Raw genomic sequence first — 19,414 nt, 5'->3', positions numbered from 1 at the left:
CTTTCCTGTAAAAAAGGCCGCTTTCGCGGCCTTTTTACTTACTCGGCGCTGGTTTTTTCCGCCTTGCCCGCCATTTGCGCCAGGAAGTCGTAGCGTTTTTGCAGGTCGGCGGCGGCGTCCTTCCACAGCTGCTCCGCCACGTCGGGCTGTTGCGCGTTCAGGCGACGGAAGCGTTGCTCGGCAAGCAGCGTTTCCGCCAGCGCATCGGAAGGCGGACGCGAATCGAGCGCCAGCGGCAGCTTGCCCTCCTCAGCGCGGCGCGGATCGAAGCGGTAGAGCGGCCAGAAGCCGGTCGCGGTGAGCTGTCGCATCTGGTCATGGCTCAGCGCCAGATCGTAGCCGTGCTCTTCGCAGGGGCTGTAAGCGATGATAAGTGAAGGACCAGGGTACGCCTCCGCTTCCTGTATCGCTTTCACCGTCTGGTTAAGCTGCGCGCCAAGCGAGATTTGCGCTACATAAACATGGCCGTACATCATCATGCTGACGCCCAGATCCTTACGGGCTTTACGCTTGCCATGCTCGCCAAATTTTGTGACGGCGCCGAGCGGCGTCGCTTTCGACGCCTGGCCGCCGGTATTGGAGTAACACTGGGTATCGAGTACGAGGATATTAACGTTTTCAGTCAGGCTCAGAACATGGTCAAGACCGCCAAAACCGATATCGTACGCCCAGCCATCGCCGCCGATAAGCCAGATTGATTTTTCCACCAGCGCATCGGCATCGGTCAGAAGCTGTTGCGCATCGACGTCATCGACATTCGCCAGCTGCTGGCGCAGCGCGGCTACCTGTTCCCGGCGCACTGGTGGCGTCGCCTCAGCGCGCAGTTGCGCGTTCAGCTCGGGAGTAAGCCTGTCGGCAAACTTATCCAGCAGGCGCATCACTCGCGCTTTGTGCTGGTCTACCGTCAGGCGAAAGCCAAGCCCAAATTCCGCGTTATCTTCGAAGAGTGAATTCGCCCATGCCGGGCCGCGGCCGTTGGCATCGGTGGTGTAAGGCGTGGAGGGCAGGTTGCCGCCATAAATCGAGGAGCAGCCGGTGGCGTTGGCAATCAGCAAGCGGTCGCCATAAAGCTGGGTCAGCAGCTTAATGTAGGGCGTTTCGCCGCAGCCGGAACAGGCGCCGGAGTATTCAAACAGCGGCGTAATCAGCTGCGAGGTACGAATATCGATGCGCTCAAGCGCGGTGCGGTCGATCTCCGGCAGGCTGAGGAAAAAGTCGTAATGCACTTTCTCTTCTTCCACATGCTCAAGGCGGGACATCATGTTGATGGCCTTAACCTCCGGGTTTTCCCGATCTTTCGCCGGGCACACTTCCACGCAGAGGTTGCAGCCGGTGCAATCTTCAGGCGCAACCTGCAATACATATTTCTGGCCGCGCATATCGCGGGATTTCACATCCAGCGAATTCAGCGAGGCCGGGGCGTCACTCATCGCTTCAGGGGAAACCACTTTGGCGCGTATCGCCGAATGCGGACAGGCGGCGACACAGTGGTTGCACTGGGTGCAAAGTTCAGGTTTCCAGATGGGGATCGCTTCCGCGATATTGCGTTTTTCCCAGCGGGTGGTGCCGAGCGGCCAGGTGCCGTCTGGCGGCAGCGCGGAGACCGGCAACGCGTCGCCAAGGCCCGCCAGCATGGCGGCGGTAACGGTTTTGACAAAATCGGGCGCGGCGTCGGAAACGACCGGCGGACGCAGCGGGCTTTGCGGGTTCACCGCTTCACGGCTGACCTCAAACAGCGATTCGCGGGCCAGCGCCAGCGCCTGCCAGTTGCGCTCCACCAGCTCCTGGCCTTTGCTGCTGTAGCTTTTGGCAATCGCGGCCTGCAGCGCCTGTAGCGCTGCGTCGCCGGGCAGGATCTGCGTGAGGTGGAAAAACGCCATCTGCATAACGGTGTTAATGCGCGCGCCAAGACCGCACTCGCGGGCGATTTTCGCCGCGTTAACCACGTACACTTTCGCGTGTTTATGGTTCAGTACCGCCTGCACCTCTTGCGGAAGCCGGCGCCACACTTCATCCGGCGCATAAGGCGTATTGATAAGGAAAATGCCGCCGGGTTTTAGCCGTTCGGCCATCTGGTATTTATCGATAAACTGCAGCTGGTGGCAGCCGACAAAATCTGCCTGGTTCACCAGATAGGCGGAGTTAATCGGCCGCTCGCTGACCCGCAGGTGGGAAACCGTCAAGCCGCCCGCTTTTTTCGAGTCGTAGACAAAATAGCCCTGCGCGTAAAATGGCGTGGCGTTACCGATGATCTTAATGTTGTTTTTGGTGGCGGAAACGCTGCCGTCGCTGCCAAGCCCGTAAAACAGCGCCTCCAGCCTTGCGTGAGAAGGCAGTGTGTTTTCCGGCAATGGTAAAGAAAGATGCGTGACGTCATCGTAAATCCCCACCGTAAAGCGCGCTTTCGGCTGCTGCGCCTTCAGCTCGGTAAACACCGCCAGCGCGCACTCCGGGCCGAACTCTTTTGAGGAAAGCCCGTAACGTCCGCCAATGACGCGCGGCAGGGTTTCGCGCTCGCCTGCGTTGAACGCTTCGGCAAGCGCAGTCATCACATCAAGATAAAGCGGCTCCGCCTGCGCGCCAGGCTCTTTGGTGCGATCGAGCACCGCAATGCGCTTCGCGCTTTCCGGCAATGCCGCCAGTAAATGCTTCGCGCTGAAAGGGCGGTAAAGGCGTACTTTCAGCACGCCCACTTTTTCGCCCTGCGTCAGCAGTTCGTCCACCACCTCTTCACAGGTGCCGATAGCGGATCCCATTACAACGATAACGCGTTCCGCCTGCGGGTGGCCGTAATAGTCAAACGGGCGATAGTGACGACCCGTGGCCTGCGCAAAGTCATTCATCGCCGTTTCGACATGATCGTAAACGGCGTTGTACCACGGGTTGGTCGCTTCGCGGGACTGGAAGTAAGTGTCGGGGTTGGCGGAGGTGCCGCGGATCACCGGATGCTCCGGGTTCAGCGCCCGGGCGCGGTGAGCGTCGATTTCCGCCTGCGGCATCAGGCTGCGGATGGTATCGTCCGCCAGCGGCACGATTTTGTTAATTTCATGCGAAGTGCGAAAACCATCAAAGAAATGGATAAACGGCACGCGGCTTTTCAGGGTGGCGATATGGGAAATCAGCGCAAAGTCCTGCGCTTCCTGCACGCTGCTCGCGCAGAGCATCGCGCAGCCGGTCTGGCGTACTGCCATCACGTCGGAATGGTCGCCGAAAATCGACAACGCATGGGTCGCGACCGTGCGCGCCGCCACGTGCAGCACGAAAGGGGTAAGCTGGCCCGCAAGCTTATAGAGCGTTGGGATCATCAACAACAACCCCTGGGAAGAGGTAAACGAGGTGGAGAGGGCGCCGGTTTGCAGCGCGCCGTGCACCGTGGCGATGGCCCCGGCCTCGGACTGCATCTCCACCACGCGCGGCGTATCGCCCCAGACGTTTTTGAGGCCGTTGCCCGCCCAGGCGTCCGCCTGTTCCGCCATGGTCGAACTGGGGGTGATGGGGTAAATGGCGATGACTTCACTGGTGCGAAACGCCACCGAAGCAACCGCGCCATTGCCGTCGATTGTGATCATAAGTGACCCTTTGAGTGCGCAAAATTGAGGGATGCGTGATACGGCGACGCACCCTGTCGTAATACCTCAATTTTAGCAAAGCGCCAGGCCAGACATTTTCACTTTTGTGTACTGTGTCAGTCAGATGGTAAAAAAAACCGTGGAATTACCAGGGAAAACAGGCACGCCGCGCTAAACCTCATACCCCAACGCGCGGATCACCGCTTCCATCGCCTCTTGCGTCAGCTCAGAGCGCTTTACTTTCTGGTTCGCTAAGGCAGTACGCACGACGCCCGCAATAACAATATGTTTAGGCTCCTGGCCGAGGTCGCGCATCTCCAGCACCACTTTGCCCACCACCCGACACATTTCCTGATACAGCGCTTCATCTCTACGTATTTTATCCATATCCGCCTCGTTTTATGGGGGTTTACAGGCAGCATAACATCCGCGACGCGTAAAGCTAAACAGCGAAGAAATCAGCCCGTTGCCGCATATTGACCGCAGTGAAAAAGCAAACTTTCGCTTTTCGCGCCTTGTCTTGCGCGTGTGAACAAGCGAAACGGCTGAAGAAGTAGAATTGCTAAAAAATGTGTTTAAGCGAGCAAAAGCCGCGATCAGAGGCTCGACGCTAGCGGTCAAGGTGGCCTATGATGCTGGAGTTTTTCAGGTCATCGAAAGGGGAGAATCATGCGTGCAGCGTTTTTAGTGGGGTGTGCCGCGTTAGTTTTATCGGCATGCAGTAGCGAACCCGAACAGCAGGCGACGGCGGCTCACGTTTCGCCCGGCCTGCGTGCGGCGATGTCCGACTCCGGGCAGGCCAACTGCGCAATGGTGGGCGGGTCGCTCTCTGTTGCGCGCCAGTTAGATGGTTCCGCTATCGGCATGTGCGCGCTGCCCAACGGTAAACGCTGTAGTGAAAGCGCCCTGGCGTCAGGCAGCTGCGGCAACTACTGATTAGTTGACCAGATCCGCCAGTTTATAAGTCAGCGTATGCTGGCTGGTTTCCAGCACCAGCGTCTTTTGCGACTGGCTTACTTTGGCGCCCTGCGTCAACATTTCGCCAATCAGCGTATCCAGCTCGTTCAGGCGTGGCTCGGCACAGAGCATCCGCGTTGAGGCCATGCCTTTCACCTTCAACACATCACCGTGCAGTTCGCCCTGGCCCATAAAGCGGTTACACATGCTGCCTGCAACGTGAAGGTTCTCGCCAAAGCTGATTTCCGGCATGCGGGTAGAAGCGTCGAGCGGCGCGCCATCCACGGTAGAAAGCACATAGCGGTGGTGAACCAGCTGCTGTGCTGTAACGTTAGCTTTATGACCCGGCGTCGCGCATCCCGCCAGAACAACCGCGGCCAGTGCCGGAACAACATACTTTTTCATATCACCTCCATGATATTCATATCATCAATGATTCACGCCAGTCTGCCTGCCAGCTGACGCGAATACATCGGATATATTCTTAAAAATCAGTACAACGCGTTTGGACAAGCTTCGCCTTTTTCCAGCTGGCGCAGGTTTTCAAGCGTAGTCTGGGAAATGCTGATGAGCGCCTCTTCGGTTAAAAACGCCTGATGACCGGTAAACAGGACGTTGTGACAGGCGGAGAGGCGACGGAACACGTCATCCTGAATCACGTCGTTAGACTTGTCTTCAAAGAAGAGGTCGCGCTCGTTCTCATACACGTCCATGCCCAGCGCGCCGATTTTTTGCATCTTCAGCGCTTCGATGGCGGCCTGCGAGTCGATAAGCCCGCCGCGGCTGGTGTTGATGATCATCACGCCATCTTTCATCTTCTCAAACGCAGTGCGATTCAGCAGATGGTAGTTATCTTTTGTGAGCGGACAGTGCAGGGAGATGACATCCGACAGGGAAAACAGCGTATCGACATCGACATACTCCACGCCAAGCTCAAGCGCCGCCGCGCTGGGGAAAGGGTCGGACGCCAGCAGGCGCATGCCGAAACCTTTCAGGATACGCAGCGCCGCCACGCCGATTTTCCCGGTGCCGATAACCCCCGCAGTTTTGCCGTACATCGTAAAACCGGTGAGTCCTTCCAGCGAGAAGTTAGCGTCGCGCGTGCGTTGATAGGCGCGGTGAATACGACGATTAAGGCACATCATCATGCCGACAGCATGTTCAGCAACCGCTTCAGGCGAGTAGGCCGGTACGCGTACCACCTGCATTCCCAGTTCTTTCGCCGCGTCCAGATCGACATTATTAAAGCCTGCGCAGCGCAGTGCGATAAATTTCACGCCATGCTTTTTCAGCTCTTCCAGCACCGGACGGCTGCCGTCATCGTTAACGAAAATGCAGACCCCATCACAGCCATTGGCGGTTTTAGCGGTTTTTTCCGTTAACAGGAAGTCGAAAAATTCAAGTTCAAAGCCAAACTCTTCGTTAACATGCTGCAAGTACTTTTTATCGTACTGCTTTGTGCTGTAGACGGCCAGTTTCATAAGACTTTCTCCAGTGTTGTACTGCATTCACGGTAGCATAGTTAAAATAATCTTACAAAGTTTAAAAAATAATTAATATTTCAGGCGCTTATCGCTGTTTTAAGCATAATAGTTTAGTTCAATGACGGTCGGCTTCACCTGCAGCGGCTAAACTGACACAATACGGCGCTCTGGCGCGTAATTTTATCAAAGAATCAGGATATTAACGGCCCATGAAGGGTAAATACAGAGCGGCTATCGCCTTAGCGCTATTGCTTGTCTTGTTACCATTAACGCTGGTTTTTACGGTGGGCTACTGGCTGCCCGGCTTTGCTGGCATCTGGCTGCCGCCGGGCACCCGCATTGCGCTGGAGCAGCCCCCGCGCCTGACTCGCCACGCCATTATCCTTCCCGACTTACGCTACCTTGCAGGGGAGTGCGAACTGGCGACCGTAGACAACGCCATTCTCACGCACCCGAGCCGCTGGCAGCTTCATGTCGATGCCTTAACGCTTAACCCGGAATGTTTCAGCGACATGCCCGCTGGCAATGAAAACCCCGCCGCGCCGCGCACGCTCGCCGAATGGCAGGCGATGCTGCCGATGAGCTGGGTTACCATCAAAAAACTGACGCTCACGCCCTGGCCGCAGTACGCCGGCGCGCTGGACGCGAGCCTCACGCCTGAGCGTCAGCGCTTACGTTTCTCAGGCGATCGGATTGAGTTTGAGGCGCAGTTGCAGGGGCAGGCGCTGCGCGTAACAAAACTGAACCTTAACGTGGCGGACGCTATCCCGCCGATTACGCTACTGGGCGATTTCACCCTGCCGCTGGTGCCAGACGGCCTGCCGACCCAGGGGCGCACCGTGGCCCGTCTCCATCTGCCTTTTGCGCCTCAGGAGGCCCAGGCGGAGCTGGAGTGGCAGGATAATCGTGGTCAGTTGCTGATAAGCGCGACAGGCGATGCGGACCCGCTGCTCGACCTCCCCTGGACCCTCACGGCACAAACGTTCACCCTGAGCGACGGGCGCTGGCGCTGGCCTTACCAGGGGTTCCCGCTAAGCGGCAGAGTGGCGCTTAAGGCGGAAAACTGGCGCGCAGGGCTGGAGGGCGCGCAGCTTAGCGGGCGCATCAACGTGCTGACTGAAGGCGCGGCGGGCAAAGGCAACGCGGTCATGACCTTTGGGCCGGGGCGCTTAAGCATGACGCAGAGCGAGATGCCGCTGCGCATTACTGGCGAAGCCAAGCAGGACGCCATGGTGTTTTACGCGATGTTGCCTGCTGACCTGAACGGTCCGCTGCTTGCTCCACAGGTGCGTTTTCAACCCGGCGCGCTGCTGCGCTCACGCGGGCGGGTTATCGATTCGCTGAATATCGACGAAGTGCGCTGGCCTTTAGCGGGCGTAAAGCTGACTCCGCAGGGCGTAGATGGCCGTTTGCAGGCTATCCTGCGCGCGCACGAACCGGCCATGGGAGATATGGCGCTGCACCTGGATGGCCGCGCTGACAATTTCCTGCCGGATGCGGGCGTGTGGCGCTGGCGCTACTGGGGAGAGGGTAACTTCAAACCGATGCAGGCGCGCTGGGATGTGGCCGGGCGGGGCGAGTGGCGAGACAGCGTTATCGAACTCAGCGAGCTTGCAACCGGCTTCGACAAACTGCAGTACGGCGCGATGCTGATGAGCAAACCGCGCCTGCGGCTCACCTCGCCGGTGCGCTGGGAGCGGCAGGACGCCGCCACGGATTTTAGCGGCGCGCTACAGCTTGACGCCGGACCAACAACCTTCAGCGGCGGCAGCGTCTTGCCGCCATCGACCTTAACGTTCAGCGTGAAAGGCAGCAGCCCGACCGCGTTTCAGTTCAAAGGCGACCTGCGCGCGCAGGCTATCGGCCCGGTGCGGGTGCATGGCCGCTGGGACGGCGTACGCTTGCGCGGACAGGCGTGGTGGCCGGCGCAGCCGCTGACGGTGTTTCAGCCCCTCATTCCGCCCGACTGGAAAATGGCGCTGCGCGACGGGCAATTTTACGCCCAGGTCGCTTTCTCCGCCGCAGGCGATCAGGGCTTTGAAGCGGGCGGGCACGGCGTGGTGAAAAAGGGCAGCGCCTGGACCACCGATAACAAAATCAACGGCGTCGATTTTGTGCTGCCCTTTCGCTACAGCGACGCCGTCTGGCAGCTTGGCGCGCGCGGCCCGGTGCGGCTGCGCATAGACGACATCGAAAGCCAGGTCACGGCGCGCAACGTCACTGCGGATTTGCAGGGCAGCTACCCCTGGAGCGAGGCGCGGCCGCTGCTGTTGAGCAACGTCAGCGTCGATATGCTGGGCGGGCAAATTTCCCTACAGCAGTTGCGCATGCCGCAGCACGACGCGGCGCTGCTGCGCCTGCACAATCTTTCCGCCAGCGAATTTATCACCGCCACCAAAGTGAAGCAGGTCGCGCTCTCTGGCGCGGTTAACGGCGCCTTGCCGCTGTGGCTGGAAAACCCCCGATGGATAATCAAGGATGGCTGGCTTACCAGCCCCGGTCCGCTCACGCTGCGCCTCGATAAAGAGATGGCGGACGCGATGGCGAAAGACAACGTGGCGGCGGGCGCGGCGATAAACTGGCTGCGTTACATGGAGATTTCACACTCATGGACGACGCTGACTCTGGATAATCTCGGGGTGCTGTCGATGAGCGCGGAGCTGGAGGGCACCAGCCGCGTGAACGGGAAAAGCAACGCCGTGAGGCTTAATTACCGCCATCAGGAAAACCTCTTTACCCTGTGGCGCAGCCTGCGCTTTGGCGACAATTTACAGACCTGGCTTGAGCAGCACGCGCAGCTTCCCGGCGCGCCGTGTCAGCCGGCGGGTGCGGTATGCGAGGAAGAAAAATGAAAATAATGATGCTGGCGCTGCTGCCCGCAGCGCTTTTAACCGGCTGCACGCCGCGTATCGAGGTGGCGGCGCCTGAAGAGCCCATCACCATCAATATGAACGTTAAAATTGAACATGAGATCCATATCAAGGTGGATAAGGATGTCGAAGCGCTGCTGAAAAACCGCAGCGATCTCTTCTGAGGGGGCGATATGGCCAAAAAAGCGCTACTTCTGCTGGCGATGCTGATGCTCACGCCGCCCGCGTTCGCCCTGACGCTGGAGGAGGCGCGCCAGCAAGGGCGGGTGGGCGAAACGCTGAGCGGCTACCTGGCCCCCATCGCACAGGACAGCGAAACGCTGACGCTTGTGAAAAACATCAACGCCGCGAGGGCCGAAAGCTACCAGCAGGTGGCGGACAGCAACCATCTGCCGGTGGATGATGTGGCGAAAATGGCAGGCGAGAAGCTGGTCGCGCGCGCGCGGCCTGGCGAGTACGTGCGCGGCCTCAACGGCCAGTGGCTGAAGAAATAGGCCCTTACCCCGCAGGGATAACAGACGTTATCCGCAATCTGTGTCAGGCTGAGGGCAAACAGGAGGAGACAACCATGGCAACGCAAACCTATACCCTGCCGCTTGACGGCGCGGCGGCGAACGATACGGCCTCGCTGGCGCGCTTGCTGCGCGAAAACGCGGCGCTGTTTAACAAGTTTGTCATGTCTGAATACCCGGAAGATATGCGCTATGCCTATCAGCCGGAAACGTTCGACGTCACGGCGATGGACGAGCGCCGCTTTACCTTCCGCTGCATGATTCACTATTTCGAACCCTGCTGCGACCGGAACATGCACGACCCGCATACCTACACCGTACCTTATGAAGTTCGTGATAACGCGCTGGTTTTTACGCTGGATGAAACGCCCTGGACGGTGGCGTAAGGCGGCTACCCGTTACTGCCGACGCTCAGGCCCGAAATCACGTCTTTACATCGCAAGCGCCGTAAAGCGCGCTCACCGGGTCAGAAAGAATTACACAAGCGTCTTCATTGCTGACAGTAGGTTTGGGCTAAGCAGGGTAGGGGGGAGGGGCAAAAATTATGGCTCTGTATCCCACTACGCCGGGCGTACGGCGCTTTTCCGCCACGGCGTGCAAGGCAACATCCTCTGGCGCCGCCATGCCACTCCCGCGGCATTCAGGGGCAGGCTGCGCTGCCCGCCTGATCGTGCAGTACTAAGGAATGTCCGCTTTGTGCCGGAAGCGGACATTACTTAATGGATATTTCATTTTGTCTCTCCTCACAGCGGTGTATCTCTTAAAGCTTCAGCAATAAAATCTACAAAGCTGCGAACCTTGAAAGGAATGCGGATCGCGCTGGGATACACTGCCTGAATGGTAAGTTCCGTTGTCTTGTACGCTGGTAACAGCTCAATCAGCCTGTCCTGTTTTATATGCTCGCGAAAAACAAAACTGGGACCATATGCTATGCCTGTTCCGGCCAGGGCGGCTTCCAGAAGCAGCTGAATATTATTGGCTGTGATTCGGCATGCACTTTCGATACGGTGCAACCTGCCCTCAGGGTCGTAAATTGTCCAGTCTCCCGCTGAAACCGCCTGGCTGAACGCCAGACGCGGCGCACTGGAGAGATCTTCCGGCGTCTCTGGCGTGCCGTGTTTTTTCAGATACTCTGGTGATGCACACAAAACCATCTTGCAGGGCGCCAGCCGCCGGGTAACCAGCGACGGATCGGCAAGACGCCCAACCCTGATGGCAACATCAATTCGATTTTCAAGCAGGTCTACGTATTTATCTTCAAGCACAACATCCAGACTGACTTCCGGAAATTGTTCCAGATAGCGTGACACGATCGCTCCAAGATGCATTGCACCGAAGGCGACCGGCGCAGCAACGCGAAGTAACCCTCGCGGTGTTGCCTGAACATCACTCGCTTCTCTGTTCGCCTCTTCCAGAGCCTCAAGAATAACTTTGCAACGTTCATAATATCGCTGTCCCGCATCGGTCAGGCTCAGACGGCGTGTCGAACGCTGAATAAGCCGGACATTTAAATCGGATTCTATTGCGCTGACATGTTTTCCTGCCATTGCAGCCGAAAGCTTAAAACGTCTTGCGGCGGCCGCAAAACTGCCTTCTTCCACTGCCGCGATAAAAAGCTGCAAGCTAGTAAATTTATCCATTAAGACCCGTCATTCGATAATCTGAGTATCGGCTGTCGATATTTTTCAATAGATTATCATTAATTTAGATCGTAATTAACATTGTTTTAATTCCTCAGGAGGTATGAAACGATGAAAATTAAGGTCAACAATACGGGCATCAACGTTCAGCAACAGGGCAGCGGTGAACTTGCGCTGGTATTTCTGCATTATTATGGCGGCTCATCCCGTACATGGGAGAACGTGATAGGTCAGCTACCTGACCACTACCGCACGGTTGCCATCGATCATCGTGGCTGGGGCTTGTCAGACGCGCCGAAATCCGGATACGGGATTGAGGACCTTGCACGGGATGCCGAAGGCGTTATTTCGGCGCTTGAGCTTAAACGCTACATTCTGGTTGGCCATTCGATGGGGGGAAAAGTCGCCCAATTGATGGCATCGCGCCGGCCCGAAGGGCTTGAAGGTCTGGTTCTCATTGCACCTTCCCCACCTTCGCCCATGCTGCTTTCCTCAGAGGAGCGCGACAGACTTTCCAGCGCCTATAACAGCCGCGAATCAGTCGGGTTTGTCATCGACAATGTCCTGACGGCGCGGCCGCTCAGCCCTGCGCTTCGTGAGCAGGTCATCGAGGACAGTTTAAGAGCGTCAGCCGGAGCCAAAGCAGGCTGGCCCGGCGTGGCGATCAGCGAGGACATCACCCGGGAAGTCGCCTCCATTAATGTTCCGGTCAGAGTCATCTCAGGGGAACTGGACCGGGTCGATACCCCGGAAACTTTGCAAAGAGAGTTGCTACCCCGTATTCCTCACGCAGCGATGTATATTATTCCCGGCACGGGACACCTTTCACCGCTTGAATCACCCGGTGTGATCGCCAGTCACCTGTCTGCCTTCGCAGCATCGATTGAGAAGCGTGCCGCAGTCTATCGCTCCCCTGTTGAAACCATCGCCGCCTTTGATGAAGCATTCAACGCGGGAAAAATTGATAATTTAATGTCCGTTTTCAGTAACCGCGCCACCATGAAAATGACTGATGGCGCTGTCATTGAAAGTAATCCTGAAGCACTACGGATGGCTTTAATCGCGCTGACAGCATCACGGCCGGTTATCAGGAACCAGATACGCGCTCTCATCTCTTCTGGTGATCTCGTTCTCGCCCTCATCGACTGGTCGCTGACTATGACTTCAGATGACGGCACTCAACGAGTTGAGCACGGTATCGCCACGCAGGTAATGGAGCAGGGTGCGGACAAGGGCTGGCGGATACGCATTTCAAACCCATCAGGGATTGTCTGAATGCTATTAAAGATGGATCGAACTTACAGATGCAGGTATTCATATGCAGTAAAACATAACAAGTCAGGGCCGGTTGTAGATGCAGCCTTGCCATTGGCTCCAGCCACAAGCTCAGAACACCGCCCCTGACGGTTCGGCAGAGCCTACCAGCTCTGCCGTTTTGCTAAGCCGGGCTGAGAGCCCGACCTGTCGGGGCGCCTGTAAGGTATATGAGCAGATGCGTAATGCTGAAGGATATGTGATCTTATATCAGACCAGAGTATTCACAGTGAAACGCTAACGCACGATTGCAAAACACCATAAATGTTTGTCCGTTTAGTGCCAGGAGCGGACATTTAATGATTCTAAAAACTATGTTGTCGCAGCCAAGTTTTGCCGACCGTAGCTTGGCAACAAATGACGTGATTGACTATTTTTGTTTAAACAGAGAAGCTTTAAGGATAGCCTCTTAAGGAATAGATTCTCATGTTACGAACAAGCATTGAAGCTAAGAAGAGACACCATTATGTTTGGGCGAATTACCTAACGCGCTGGGGTAATGGTACAAAAAATGTTTTCTACACAACCAAGACTGGAAAGATTGCCTGCGACAGTGTACGTGCAATAGCTGCTGACGACTTTTTCTATAAAACAACAACGCTTACTAGCGAGAACGTTGATATAATTAAGGCTTTCTCTCGAAAAAGCCCCAGCCATCTCCATACTCAACACATTTCCTACCTAGATGACGTCCTTAAACTGCAAAGATTAGAGGCTATATATAGGGCTTCTGGTAAACAAGATCAGGAAGCGGAAGCACTTCTTCATGCCACAAAGTGCAACTTAATGGAGAATCTCCATTCATCTCATGAAATGAAGGCATTATCGATATTAGAAGCGCTCGCAAATGAAAGGCTTGATATACTTCATGATAAACAGCACATGATTGAATTCATGATGTTTTTTGGTCATCAGATTACGCGTACAAAGCCTTTCAGGGACGCAGTGTTTAATGCTCAGCCTCGTCGTAATAATCTTGAAATAAAAGTATCCGACACGATTGTTCATGCTTGGTGGTTTATAAGCTACATGTTTGGGATGAATATTGGGTGGAGTTTATATTCAAGTCGTAATGAAGATATACATTCATTATTGGTAAACGATACCGGGCTACCTTTCATAACATCAGATCATCCAGTCGTTAACGTTCACTCATGTGTCTCAGAGACAGATTTTATCGCGCCTGAGTATGCTGACTTTTACTACCCAATTTCACCACGCATAGCCTACATCATATGTAATTCAAAACGATTTTCTCCAGGCGTGAACTATATCGATAAAAATACTGTTGAGGAGCTAAATATAAAAATTGCAAACCAAGCCATGGTGCATATTATAGGAAACACAACAAACGCCCTACTACCCTATAAAAAACACCTGGGTTTAAGATATAAAAAAAGGCCTCTTTTTTAAGATGCTATGTTTTATATAAAGCTAAATATAAGCATCAACCTTAAACTCATTCATCGCAACATTGTACCAATGTCCGCTTCTCGCTCATAGCGGACATTGGCCGTAGCATCAGTTCGTTGTGTACCGAAAGCGAAATTACTAACTTTCAGTGTCTGGAGACGCCGGATGTGTATTCAAGATATCTACTTACTAAAGCCTGTAGATACTCGCGTTTCAGTAACTATTACCCTGACAATAATATTCTTTGAAACCCAACGACCTCAGTTCCCTTGCAATTAGCCGATTCATTACCCCGTGTCCCATAAGAAGCACGGGGCCGTCGGATCCTTTTGCAAACGCTATGAGGATATTTGTAGCCTGAGCAGCACGTTTCTTTGCTATTCTCACGCGCTCCACATTACGGGATATGCCGCATAACCACATGACGCGGAAAAAAGCAGCCCACACGGTCGGGGATAACCTGAAACCGGGCATGTGAAATACCGGCAGATCTGCTTCCCTGAAAACCTCATCAATAACATCCGGCTCAAGCCCTAATGCTTTCAGGGAAGAAAGTGCTCTGGGAAGAGAACTACTTATAATTCGCGATGCGCTGAATGCTAATGATTTACTGGACTCAGGCGGTATATCTTCTCCAGTATCAGAAAGATCATATTCTGCAATTCAGTTGGACATTTCACGGCTCGTTACTTTCGCAGATCCTGTAAAAGCGGGCTTTCCATGACGCATTAAAATAATTTCCATACAGAGCTTCTTGTTTGTGGTTCTTTCCAGGCAGACAAACTAACGCGATAAAGACAGGACGCACTACTATCATATCCAGGGTTGACACTGATTGCTGAGATGATGTGTCAGGTGAGAATCAATGTGTGAATAAGTAAATACATTAATACAGTCTTCACACTTCTCACAGTCCTGATATCCGCTTCTCGCTCATAGCGGACCTTACGCCCGGACCCGTCCGCTTTGCGCCACAAGCGGACAAGGATGACGTTGAACGTCGCTCATCAATAACGAGCCAGTCAGGCATAGCCATCATTTTTCAGCGTAGGAAATGCGGTATCCACTACCATCCCTGAGAACGCTGGCAAACCCGGCCTGACTTAAGTGCATGCCTGCAATGAGCAGTTTTTCGCTGACCGCTTTTTCCATCATCGATTTCCTTGTTTCCTCGGCCTGAGCGGGATCGGTGTCGAATAAAATAGACACCGCCGGTTGTGCTGACTGAATATGGGGGTAATGGACGATGTCTCCCCATATTAATAAACATTGATCATCCGAATCGATGCGAAAACCTGTATGCCCGGGCGTATGGCCCGGCAACCATACCGGGAGAATGGCTTCTGCTATTTTATCCCCGTTAAAAAAACGCACCTTCCGGGCATAGGCGTGCAACATTTGGCGGACCAGCCGAAAATTACGTTGCCCGCGCTCATTCGCTATGTTGAGTTTTTTATCATCCTGCCAGTGTTGCGCTTCGAGAGGATGAAGAATAATGTCAGCGCGTTTAAAAACGGGCTGTTTTTCAGGATCCAACAGGCCGCCAATATGATCCGGATGACAGTGCGTCAATAAAACGCTATCGACATCGTCAGGGCTGACCCCCGCTGCGGCAAGGTTTGCTGTGAGTTGGCCTCCCACGTTATTCAGCGGCCCTGCGCCGGCGTCGACCAAAATGACTCGACCCCGACCGCGGATAAGGTAACAGTTTATATGGATATCGCCGGGCCGATCGATTCCGGCACGGTATTGAATGACGTCGGCATCAGCTTTTTCAATGCCTGACAGTAAATCCAGACTGGCGGCCATATTGCCGTCACTCAGCGCAGTTATCTGAAAATCGCCAATCTGACGGAATGGAAGGGGATGGCTCATCAATACCTCAGAATTAGTTGCGGGCGAACAGGTGTTCTGCTGGGAATCCAAAGCAGCGGATACGGGTCGTAAGACCAGAGGCCTCGTGAGTGGCGCAATCCAGTTCACGCATAAAGTTCTCCATTACTTCATGCGTTCGCCATGTTGTCAGACGATAAAAGAGTTCGGCATACACCGGTTGCCCGCATCCCGGCTTTACATCGACAAAAATGATATGAACATTTTTGGGTTCTGCGCCGAGCGTGGCGCAACAGAGGGCGCTGCATTGACGGGTAAAATCGGAAAGGTTTTTAAACTTGTCCGCGTGATTTTCAGAAATATAAAAAGTGAGATTAGGCATGCGTTATCACTTCCCTTTTTCAGCACTCTGCAACTGCGGTGTAAGAGGCTCGTAGAGGTACACCCCGGGTATATCGGTAAATAGCGAGGCAATCTTAACCGGCAAAACATACGCAACCCGATATTCAGGAGATTTATCCAGCCCCACCGCAGCCATTTCCAGCCCCTGATATCCCAATTCTCTTTCTAAATAATCTACTGGCTTTGCGCTCAGTAGCAGAATTTCATCGCAAGACAGGGCTGGCGCGAGGCCTTCACCTGCATACAGATTACGATGCCAGTCAGTAATGCAGGCCTGCCAGCGAGAGAAATTACCTCCTCCTTTTAAACGGTATTCATCACTGCTGAGAATATCCGCATCATTAATAGTATGGATGGCAAGGTAAACAGGGCAGCCAGATTTGACGGCACGAAAGCGCTGAGAGGTGGTGAACCCGGTAACAGATATTAATGCGGGTAATTTTTGCTGGCTGTAAAACGCATTCCATTCTGCCTCGCTTTCAGGATCGTTATACGAGCATTCCACGATATAGAACATCAGCTCATCTCCAGATAAGTCATAAACGCAAGCAAACAGATTTGCTCAATGATTTTTCATCATGCTACACGCTGTTATTCCCACCTGAAATCGATAATATGGCACGGGTCAGTGACTTTAAGTCAATAAGCGCAGGTTACAGGCACAGGAAAAGGAACACGTGTTATGCGTAGAAAAATACCCAGTAGCGCTTCTCTGCAGGCTTTTGATGCCGCCGCAAGGCACGGTAATTTTGCCCGGGCCGCAGAGGAGTTGTCGTTAACGGAAGGGGCCATTAGCCGTCAGATTGCCCGTCTTGAAGCATTGCTGAACTGTAAATTGTTTGACCGCATGGGAAGCCGCGTAAAGCTTAATCCTGTCGGCGCGCGCTATGCACATCACGTGCGTGAAACGCTCGATCGGCTCGAAAGAGATACGCAGTACATCATGGGAATGCCTGAAGGCAGTAAGAGTCTGGATATCGCTGTCCTGCCGACCTTTTCCAGCCGTTGGCTTATTCCCCGCCTGAACGGCTTTAACGCGTTGTTCCCGGACATAACGTTAAATATTGCGGCCAGAACGGATCCTTTTATTTTGCCCGGCAGTGGCTTTGACGCTGTCATTCATTTTGAACATCCCGCATGGGCAGGCATGCGTATGCAGTTTCTGTTTCAGGAAACGCTGGTGCCTGTTTGCCATCCGGCACTGTTAACAAAGAGTGACGTCAATCAACAGTTAAACGAACTCCCACGGATTCACCGTCGACAGAATCCTGATGCCTGGCATCGCTATGCCCGGGAAAGTGGAATAGCCCTCGATAACCCGGCTCAGGGCGTGCGGTACGATCTTCATGAAATGGCAATCGCTGCCGTCATGGCCGGACAAGGCGTAGCATTGGTTCCACGTATGTATATTGAGAATGAACTGAGTAGCGGCATGCTTGTTTCACCCTGGCCTGCATCAGAGGGCCTGAGCAAAAAATTCTGTTTAGTAAAATCGAAGGAAACGGGAATAAATGAGGCTGCGCTGGAGAGTTTTGAGCACTGGTTGCTTGTCGAACTGAATACGCTCACCAGTACCGCTTAATGCCGGGCGACGACGTTGCGTCCGTTCTTCGCTGTGAGTTCAACGTGTCGATGCAACGCTATCCTCAATCAAGGGAGACGTTGCCATGAAACGAAGAACGCGCATTGACTACGCGCCAGAACAGAAAGCGATTATCCGGGACAGATATAAGCAAGGTGATTCCCTGCATGATATCGCCAGAATGTTCGACAGATATCATTCTTCTATCATGCCCACTATCCACCAGACTGGTGGATACCGTCCCCCCTGTCCGAAAGCGGCACAAAATCAGGGACAACAAGACCATAACGGTTATATCAGCGCTCATCAAACAAGCACGGGAATTGCCTGTTGAGCTTTATAAAACATTAACATGGGATCGTGGCGCTGAAATGACCAGCCACACTCGATTTACGGTAGCGAAAGACATTCAGATTTATTTCTGCGATCCTCAATCCCCCTGGCAACGTGGCTCTAATGAAAATACGAACAGATTGCTCAGGCAATATTTTCAAAAAGGAACTGACTTATCGGTTCACAGCCAGCAAAGACTGAACAGTGTTGCCGGGCAGCTCAACGAGAGGCCAGGAAAAACGCCAGACTATAAATCACCCGCAGAGCGGTTCAATAAGTGTGTTGCATCCATCGGTTGAACTCACAGCCATAAGCGGACATGAGAGAAAATGCGATACGTTAATTTATGAAAATTAGTTTATGCTCAGCACTCACTGTTGTATGCAGCATCCCGCTCAGAATCCTGTCAATAACATGCATAGTTTCAGTCACTTAATTCTGGCCCGCTTTGAGCCGGTTGCTTCGCATAGCACCCGGCGGATATCCATTGATACGTTTGAAAGCTCTGCTAAATGCTGCCTGTGAGGAATAGCCGAGACGTAAAGCTACCGTGTCGATTGAGATCTTATCGTGAATGATCCAGTGACCAGCGAGGCGCATTCGCACTTCCCTTGCATAGCGCTGGGGAGGTATCCCAATGATTGATGTAAAACGTTCAGCGAAAACAGAACGTGACATATGAGACTGGGCAGCAAGCTCAGCAACAGACCACTCCCGACTTGTATCGCGATGGAGAGTCAGAATCGCACGGGCAAGCCGCGGATCACGTAGTGCAGCGATAAGGCCAGCGGCATTCTCGCTGCCGTTTTCGATCCATCCACGCACAATCATGGCAGCAGCCACTTCTGCAAGGCGTGCCAGAATGCCCGCGAAGCCAGCGCGTCCGGAACAGATCTCAAACTTCATGGCACCCAGAATGGGAACCAGCCCTGGATATATCTGTTCGTTTGCCTCAACCACTATGGCTTGCGGCATCAGTTTACCCAGGCCCTGCATTCCACCGAGATCGAACTCCATACAGCCATAAAAGAGAACTGTGCTGGGGGTTGGATGTGTACTGGGGCAGGTATTGATTCCGCTGACGGCCTCGCCTAAAGGCGCAGAGCCTAGCGTATCGATATGCTGAATTGCACAGCCGATATCCGATATAAGCTGATGCTCGTCACCCTGGGGCATAAATACCATGCTTCCGGCTTTCAGCTCATGAATCGCACCTTCGTTTGTACGAAGCAGAGCCGTTCCCACAGCAACGTAGTGAAAATAGGCATGGCCCGGTCTATTGCTAAAACTGACACCAAACTCAGAGCCAGTCTGTAAACGGCGGTACTGTACGCCACGCAGGCGCATTTCAAGCAGCAGTTCACTGATGAGTTCGGATGACAGAGCAAAATGTTTATTCACATCTATTTCCGGCGTTTCGGGTAAATAATCAGGATGTGGCATCATAGATCGTCCGGCTTCTCAGCTCTAGACTTGGAACCTGAATTTTCCCTGAAAAGAGCGTG

18 protein-coding genes and 1 pseudogene are annotated in these 19,414 nt (G+C 53.9%); 9 read left to right on the top strand and 10 right to left on the bottom strand.

Features of this window, described 5'->3' with window-relative positions; genetic code table 11:
• Positions 1-38: 38 nt before the first annotated feature.
• Complete coding sequence (nifJ, locus tag MT962_RS07885) at positions 39-3,569, bottom strand: pyruvate:ferredoxin (flavodoxin) oxidoreductase (RefSeq protein ID WP_247365341.1); 3,531 nt, start codon at positions 3,567-3,569, stop codon at positions 39-41.
• 171 nt (positions 3,570-3,740) lie between these two features.
• Positions 3,741-3,956, bottom strand: a complete 216-nt coding sequence (gene fumD / locus MT962_RS07880) for a fumarate hydratase FumD (protein WP_024557704.1) — start codon at positions 3,954-3,956, stop codon at positions 3,741-3,743.
• A gap of 282 nt (positions 3,957-4,238) precedes the next feature.
• On the opposite strand from fumD, the gene MT962_RS07875 reads away from it, so the two are divergent.
• A complete protein-coding gene (locus MT962_RS07875; protein ID WP_024557703.1) occupies positions 4,239-4,505 on the top strand; it encodes a DUF333 domain-containing protein in 267 nt (88 codons plus the stop codon).
• On the opposite strand, the gene hslJ is transcribed toward MT962_RS07875, so the two are convergent.
• Together hslJ and MT962_RS07865 are read right to left on the bottom strand one after the other, a co-directional pair.
• Complete coding sequence (hslJ, locus tag MT962_RS07870) at positions 4,506-4,931, bottom strand: heat shock protein HslJ (RefSeq protein ID WP_024557702.1); 426 nt, start codon at positions 4,929-4,931, stop codon at positions 4,506-4,508.
• A gap of 86 nt (positions 4,932-5,017) precedes the next feature.
• Positions 5,018-6,007: a 2-hydroxyacid dehydrogenase gene (locus MT962_RS07865; RefSeq protein WP_247365340.1), complete on the bottom strand. Its 990-nt coding sequence runs from the start codon at positions 6,005-6,007 to the stop codon at positions 5,018-5,020.
• A 212-nt stretch (positions 6,008-6,219) separates the two neighbouring features.
• Here MT962_RS07865 and MT962_RS07860 point away from each other — a divergent pair, with 212 nt between their 5' ends.
• The 4 genes from MT962_RS07860 to MT962_RS07845 all read left to right on the top strand — a co-directional run bounded on the left by MT962_RS07860 (position 6,220) and on the right by MT962_RS07845 (position 9,778).
• Positions 6,220-8,862 (top strand): YdbH family protein, encoded by a 2,643-nt coding sequence (locus MT962_RS07860; protein ID WP_247365339.1) that lies wholly within the window; start codon positions 6,220-6,222, stop codon positions 8,860-8,862.
• A complete protein-coding gene (locus MT962_RS07855; RefSeq protein ID WP_125454201.1) occupies positions 8,844-9,044 on the top strand; it encodes a YnbE family lipoprotein in 201 nt (66 codons plus the stop codon). Before MT962_RS07860 ends, MT962_RS07855 begins: the two co-directional genes overlap by 19 nt.
• A gap of 9 nt (positions 9,045-9,053) precedes the next feature.
• Entirely contained in the window at positions 9,054-9,374 is a 321-nt protein-coding gene (locus MT962_RS07850; RefSeq protein WP_024561656.1) for a YdbL family protein, read from the top strand.
• A gap of 74 nt (positions 9,375-9,448) precedes the next feature.
• Positions 9,449-9,778, top strand: coding sequence for a hypothetical protein (locus MT962_RS07845; RefSeq protein WP_247365338.1), 330 nt, complete (start codon positions 9,449-9,451; stop codon positions 9,776-9,778).
• 357 nt (positions 9,779-10,135) lie between these two features.
• Here MT962_RS07845 and MT962_RS07840 read toward each other — a convergent pair whose 3' ends face one another.
• Positions 10,136-11,032: a LysR family transcriptional regulator gene (locus tag MT962_RS07840; protein WP_247365337.1), complete on the bottom strand. Its 897-nt coding sequence runs from the start codon at positions 11,030-11,032 to the stop codon at positions 10,136-10,138.
• A 111-nt stretch (positions 11,033-11,143) separates the two neighbouring features.
• On the opposite strand from MT962_RS07840, the gene MT962_RS07835 reads away from it, so the two are divergent.
• Both MT962_RS07835 and MT962_RS07830 read left to right on the top strand, forming a co-directional pair.
• Complete coding sequence (locus MT962_RS07835) at positions 11,144-12,307, top strand: alpha/beta fold hydrolase (RefSeq protein ID WP_247365336.1); 1,164 nt, start codon at positions 11,144-11,146, stop codon at positions 12,305-12,307.
• A 465-nt stretch (positions 12,308-12,772) separates the two neighbouring features.
• Positions 12,773-13,759 (top strand): DUF4238 domain-containing protein, encoded by a 987-nt coding sequence (locus tag MT962_RS07830; RefSeq protein ID WP_247365335.1) that lies wholly within the window; start codon positions 12,773-12,775, stop codon positions 13,757-13,759.
• A gap of 213 nt (positions 13,760-13,972) precedes the next feature.
• Here MT962_RS07830 and MT962_RS22300 read toward each other — a convergent pair whose 3' ends face one another.
• The 4 genes from MT962_RS22300 to MT962_RS07810 form a co-directional block, all read right to left on the bottom strand.
• A complete protein-coding gene (locus MT962_RS22300) occupies positions 13,973-14,305 on the bottom strand; it encodes a hypothetical protein (RefSeq protein WP_348773174.1) in 333 nt (110 codons plus the stop codon).
• A gap of 489 nt (positions 14,306-14,794) precedes the next feature.
• On the bottom strand, positions 14,795-15,634 hold the full coding sequence (locus tag MT962_RS07820) for an MBL fold metallo-hydrolase (protein WP_247365334.1): 840 nt from the start codon (positions 15,632-15,634) through the stop codon (positions 14,795-14,797).
• 13 nt (positions 15,635-15,647) lie between these two features.
• Positions 15,648-15,974, bottom strand: coding sequence for a hypothetical protein (locus tag MT962_RS07815; RefSeq protein ID WP_247365333.1), 327 nt, complete (start codon positions 15,972-15,974; stop codon positions 15,648-15,650).
• A gap of 6 nt (positions 15,975-15,980) precedes the next feature.
• Positions 15,981-16,511 carry a sugar ABC transporter gene (locus MT962_RS07810; protein WP_247365332.1) on the bottom strand — a complete coding sequence of 177 codons (531 nt, stop codon included), beginning with the start codon at positions 16,509-16,511 and terminating at the stop codon, positions 15,981-15,983.
• 165 nt (positions 16,512-16,676) lie between these two features.
• On the opposite strand from MT962_RS07810, the gene MT962_RS07805 reads away from it, so the two are divergent.
• Positions 16,677-17,576, top strand: coding sequence for a LysR substrate-binding domain-containing protein (locus MT962_RS07805; protein WP_247365331.1), 900 nt, complete (start codon positions 16,677-16,679; stop codon positions 17,574-17,576).
• Between the two features lie 281 nt (positions 17,577-17,857).
• A pseudogene (locus tag MT962_RS07800) lies at positions 17,858-18,208 on the top strand (IS30 family transposase); the annotation flags it as partial.
• A 133-nt stretch (positions 18,209-18,341) separates the two neighbouring features.
• On the opposite strand, the gene MT962_RS07795 reads toward MT962_RS07800, so the two are convergent.
• A complete protein-coding gene (locus tag MT962_RS07795) occupies positions 18,342-19,355 on the bottom strand; it encodes an AraC family transcriptional regulator (protein ID WP_247365330.1) in 1,014 nt (337 codons plus the stop codon).
• Positions 19,356-19,414: the final 59 nt, after the last annotated feature.

The sequence above is a fragment of the Franconibacter sp. IITDAS19 genome, assembly GCF_023079515.1.
Taxonomy (GTDB): domain Bacteria; phylum Pseudomonadota; class Gammaproteobacteria; order Enterobacterales; family Enterobacteriaceae; genus Franconibacter; species Franconibacter pulveris.
Note: the sequence above shows the minus strand (reverse complement) of the source record. Positions and strands in the feature narration are given on the sequence as shown.

Bases quoted from the DNA above. Each gene is read 5' to 3' on its own strand.
- MT962_RS07875 (WP_024557703.1), top strand. From the start codon at position 4,239: ATGCGTGCAGCGTTTTTAGTGGGGTGTGCCGCGTTAGTTTTATCGGCA.
- MT962_RS07795 (WP_247365330.1), bottom strand. From the start codon at position 19,355: ATGATGCCACATCCTGATTATTTACCCGAAACGCCGGAAATAGATGTG.
- MT962_RS07860 (WP_247365339.1), top strand. From the start codon at position 6,220: ATGAAGGGTAAATACAGAGCGGCTATCGCCTTAGCGCTATTGCTTGTC.
- MT962_RS07865 (WP_247365340.1), bottom strand. From the start codon at position 6,007: ATGAAACTGGCCGTCTACAGCACAAAGCAGTACGATAAAAAGTACTTG.
- MT962_RS07855 (WP_125454201.1), top strand. From the start codon at position 8,844: ATGCGAGGAAGAAAAATGAAAATAATGATGCTGGCGCTGCTGCCCGCA.
- MT962_RS07845 (WP_247365338.1), top strand. From the start codon at position 9,449: ATGGCAACGCAAACCTATACCCTGCCGCTTGACGGCGCGGCGGCGAAC.
- nifJ (WP_247365341.1), bottom strand. From the start codon at position 3,569: ATGATCACAATCGACGGCAATGGCGCGGTTGCTTCGGTGGCGTTTCGC.
- hslJ (WP_024557702.1), bottom strand. From the start codon at position 4,931: ATGAAAAAGTATGTTGTTCCGGCACTGGCCGCGGTTGTTCTGGCGGGA.
- MT962_RS07810 (WP_247365332.1), bottom strand. From the start codon at position 16,511: ATGTTCTATATCGTGGAATGCTCGTATAACGATCCTGAAAGCGAGGCA.
- fumD (WP_024557704.1), bottom strand. From the start codon at position 3,956: ATGGATAAAATACGTAGAGATGAAGCGCTGTATCAGGAAATGTGTCGG.
- MT962_RS07840 (WP_247365337.1), bottom strand. From the start codon at position 11,032: ATGGATAAATTTACTAGCTTGCAGCTTTTTATCGCGGCAGTGGAAGAA.
- MT962_RS07850 (WP_024561656.1), top strand. From the start codon at position 9,054: ATGGCCAAAAAAGCGCTACTTCTGCTGGCGATGCTGATGCTCACGCCG.
- MT962_RS07835 (WP_247365336.1), top strand. From the start codon at position 11,144: ATGAAAATTAAGGTCAACAATACGGGCATCAACGTTCAGCAACAGGGC.
- MT962_RS07830 (WP_247365335.1), top strand. From the start codon at position 12,773: ATGTTACGAACAAGCATTGAAGCTAAGAAGAGACACCATTATGTTTGG.
- MT962_RS07805 (WP_247365331.1), top strand. From the start codon at position 16,677: ATGCGTAGAAAAATACCCAGTAGCGCTTCTCTGCAGGCTTTTGATGCC.
- MT962_RS07820 (WP_247365334.1), bottom strand. From the start codon at position 15,634: ATGAGCCATCCCCTTCCATTCCGTCAGATTGGCGATTTTCAGATAACT.
- MT962_RS07815 (WP_247365333.1), bottom strand. From the start codon at position 15,974: ATGCCTAATCTCACTTTTTATATTTCTGAAAATCACGCGGACAAGTTT.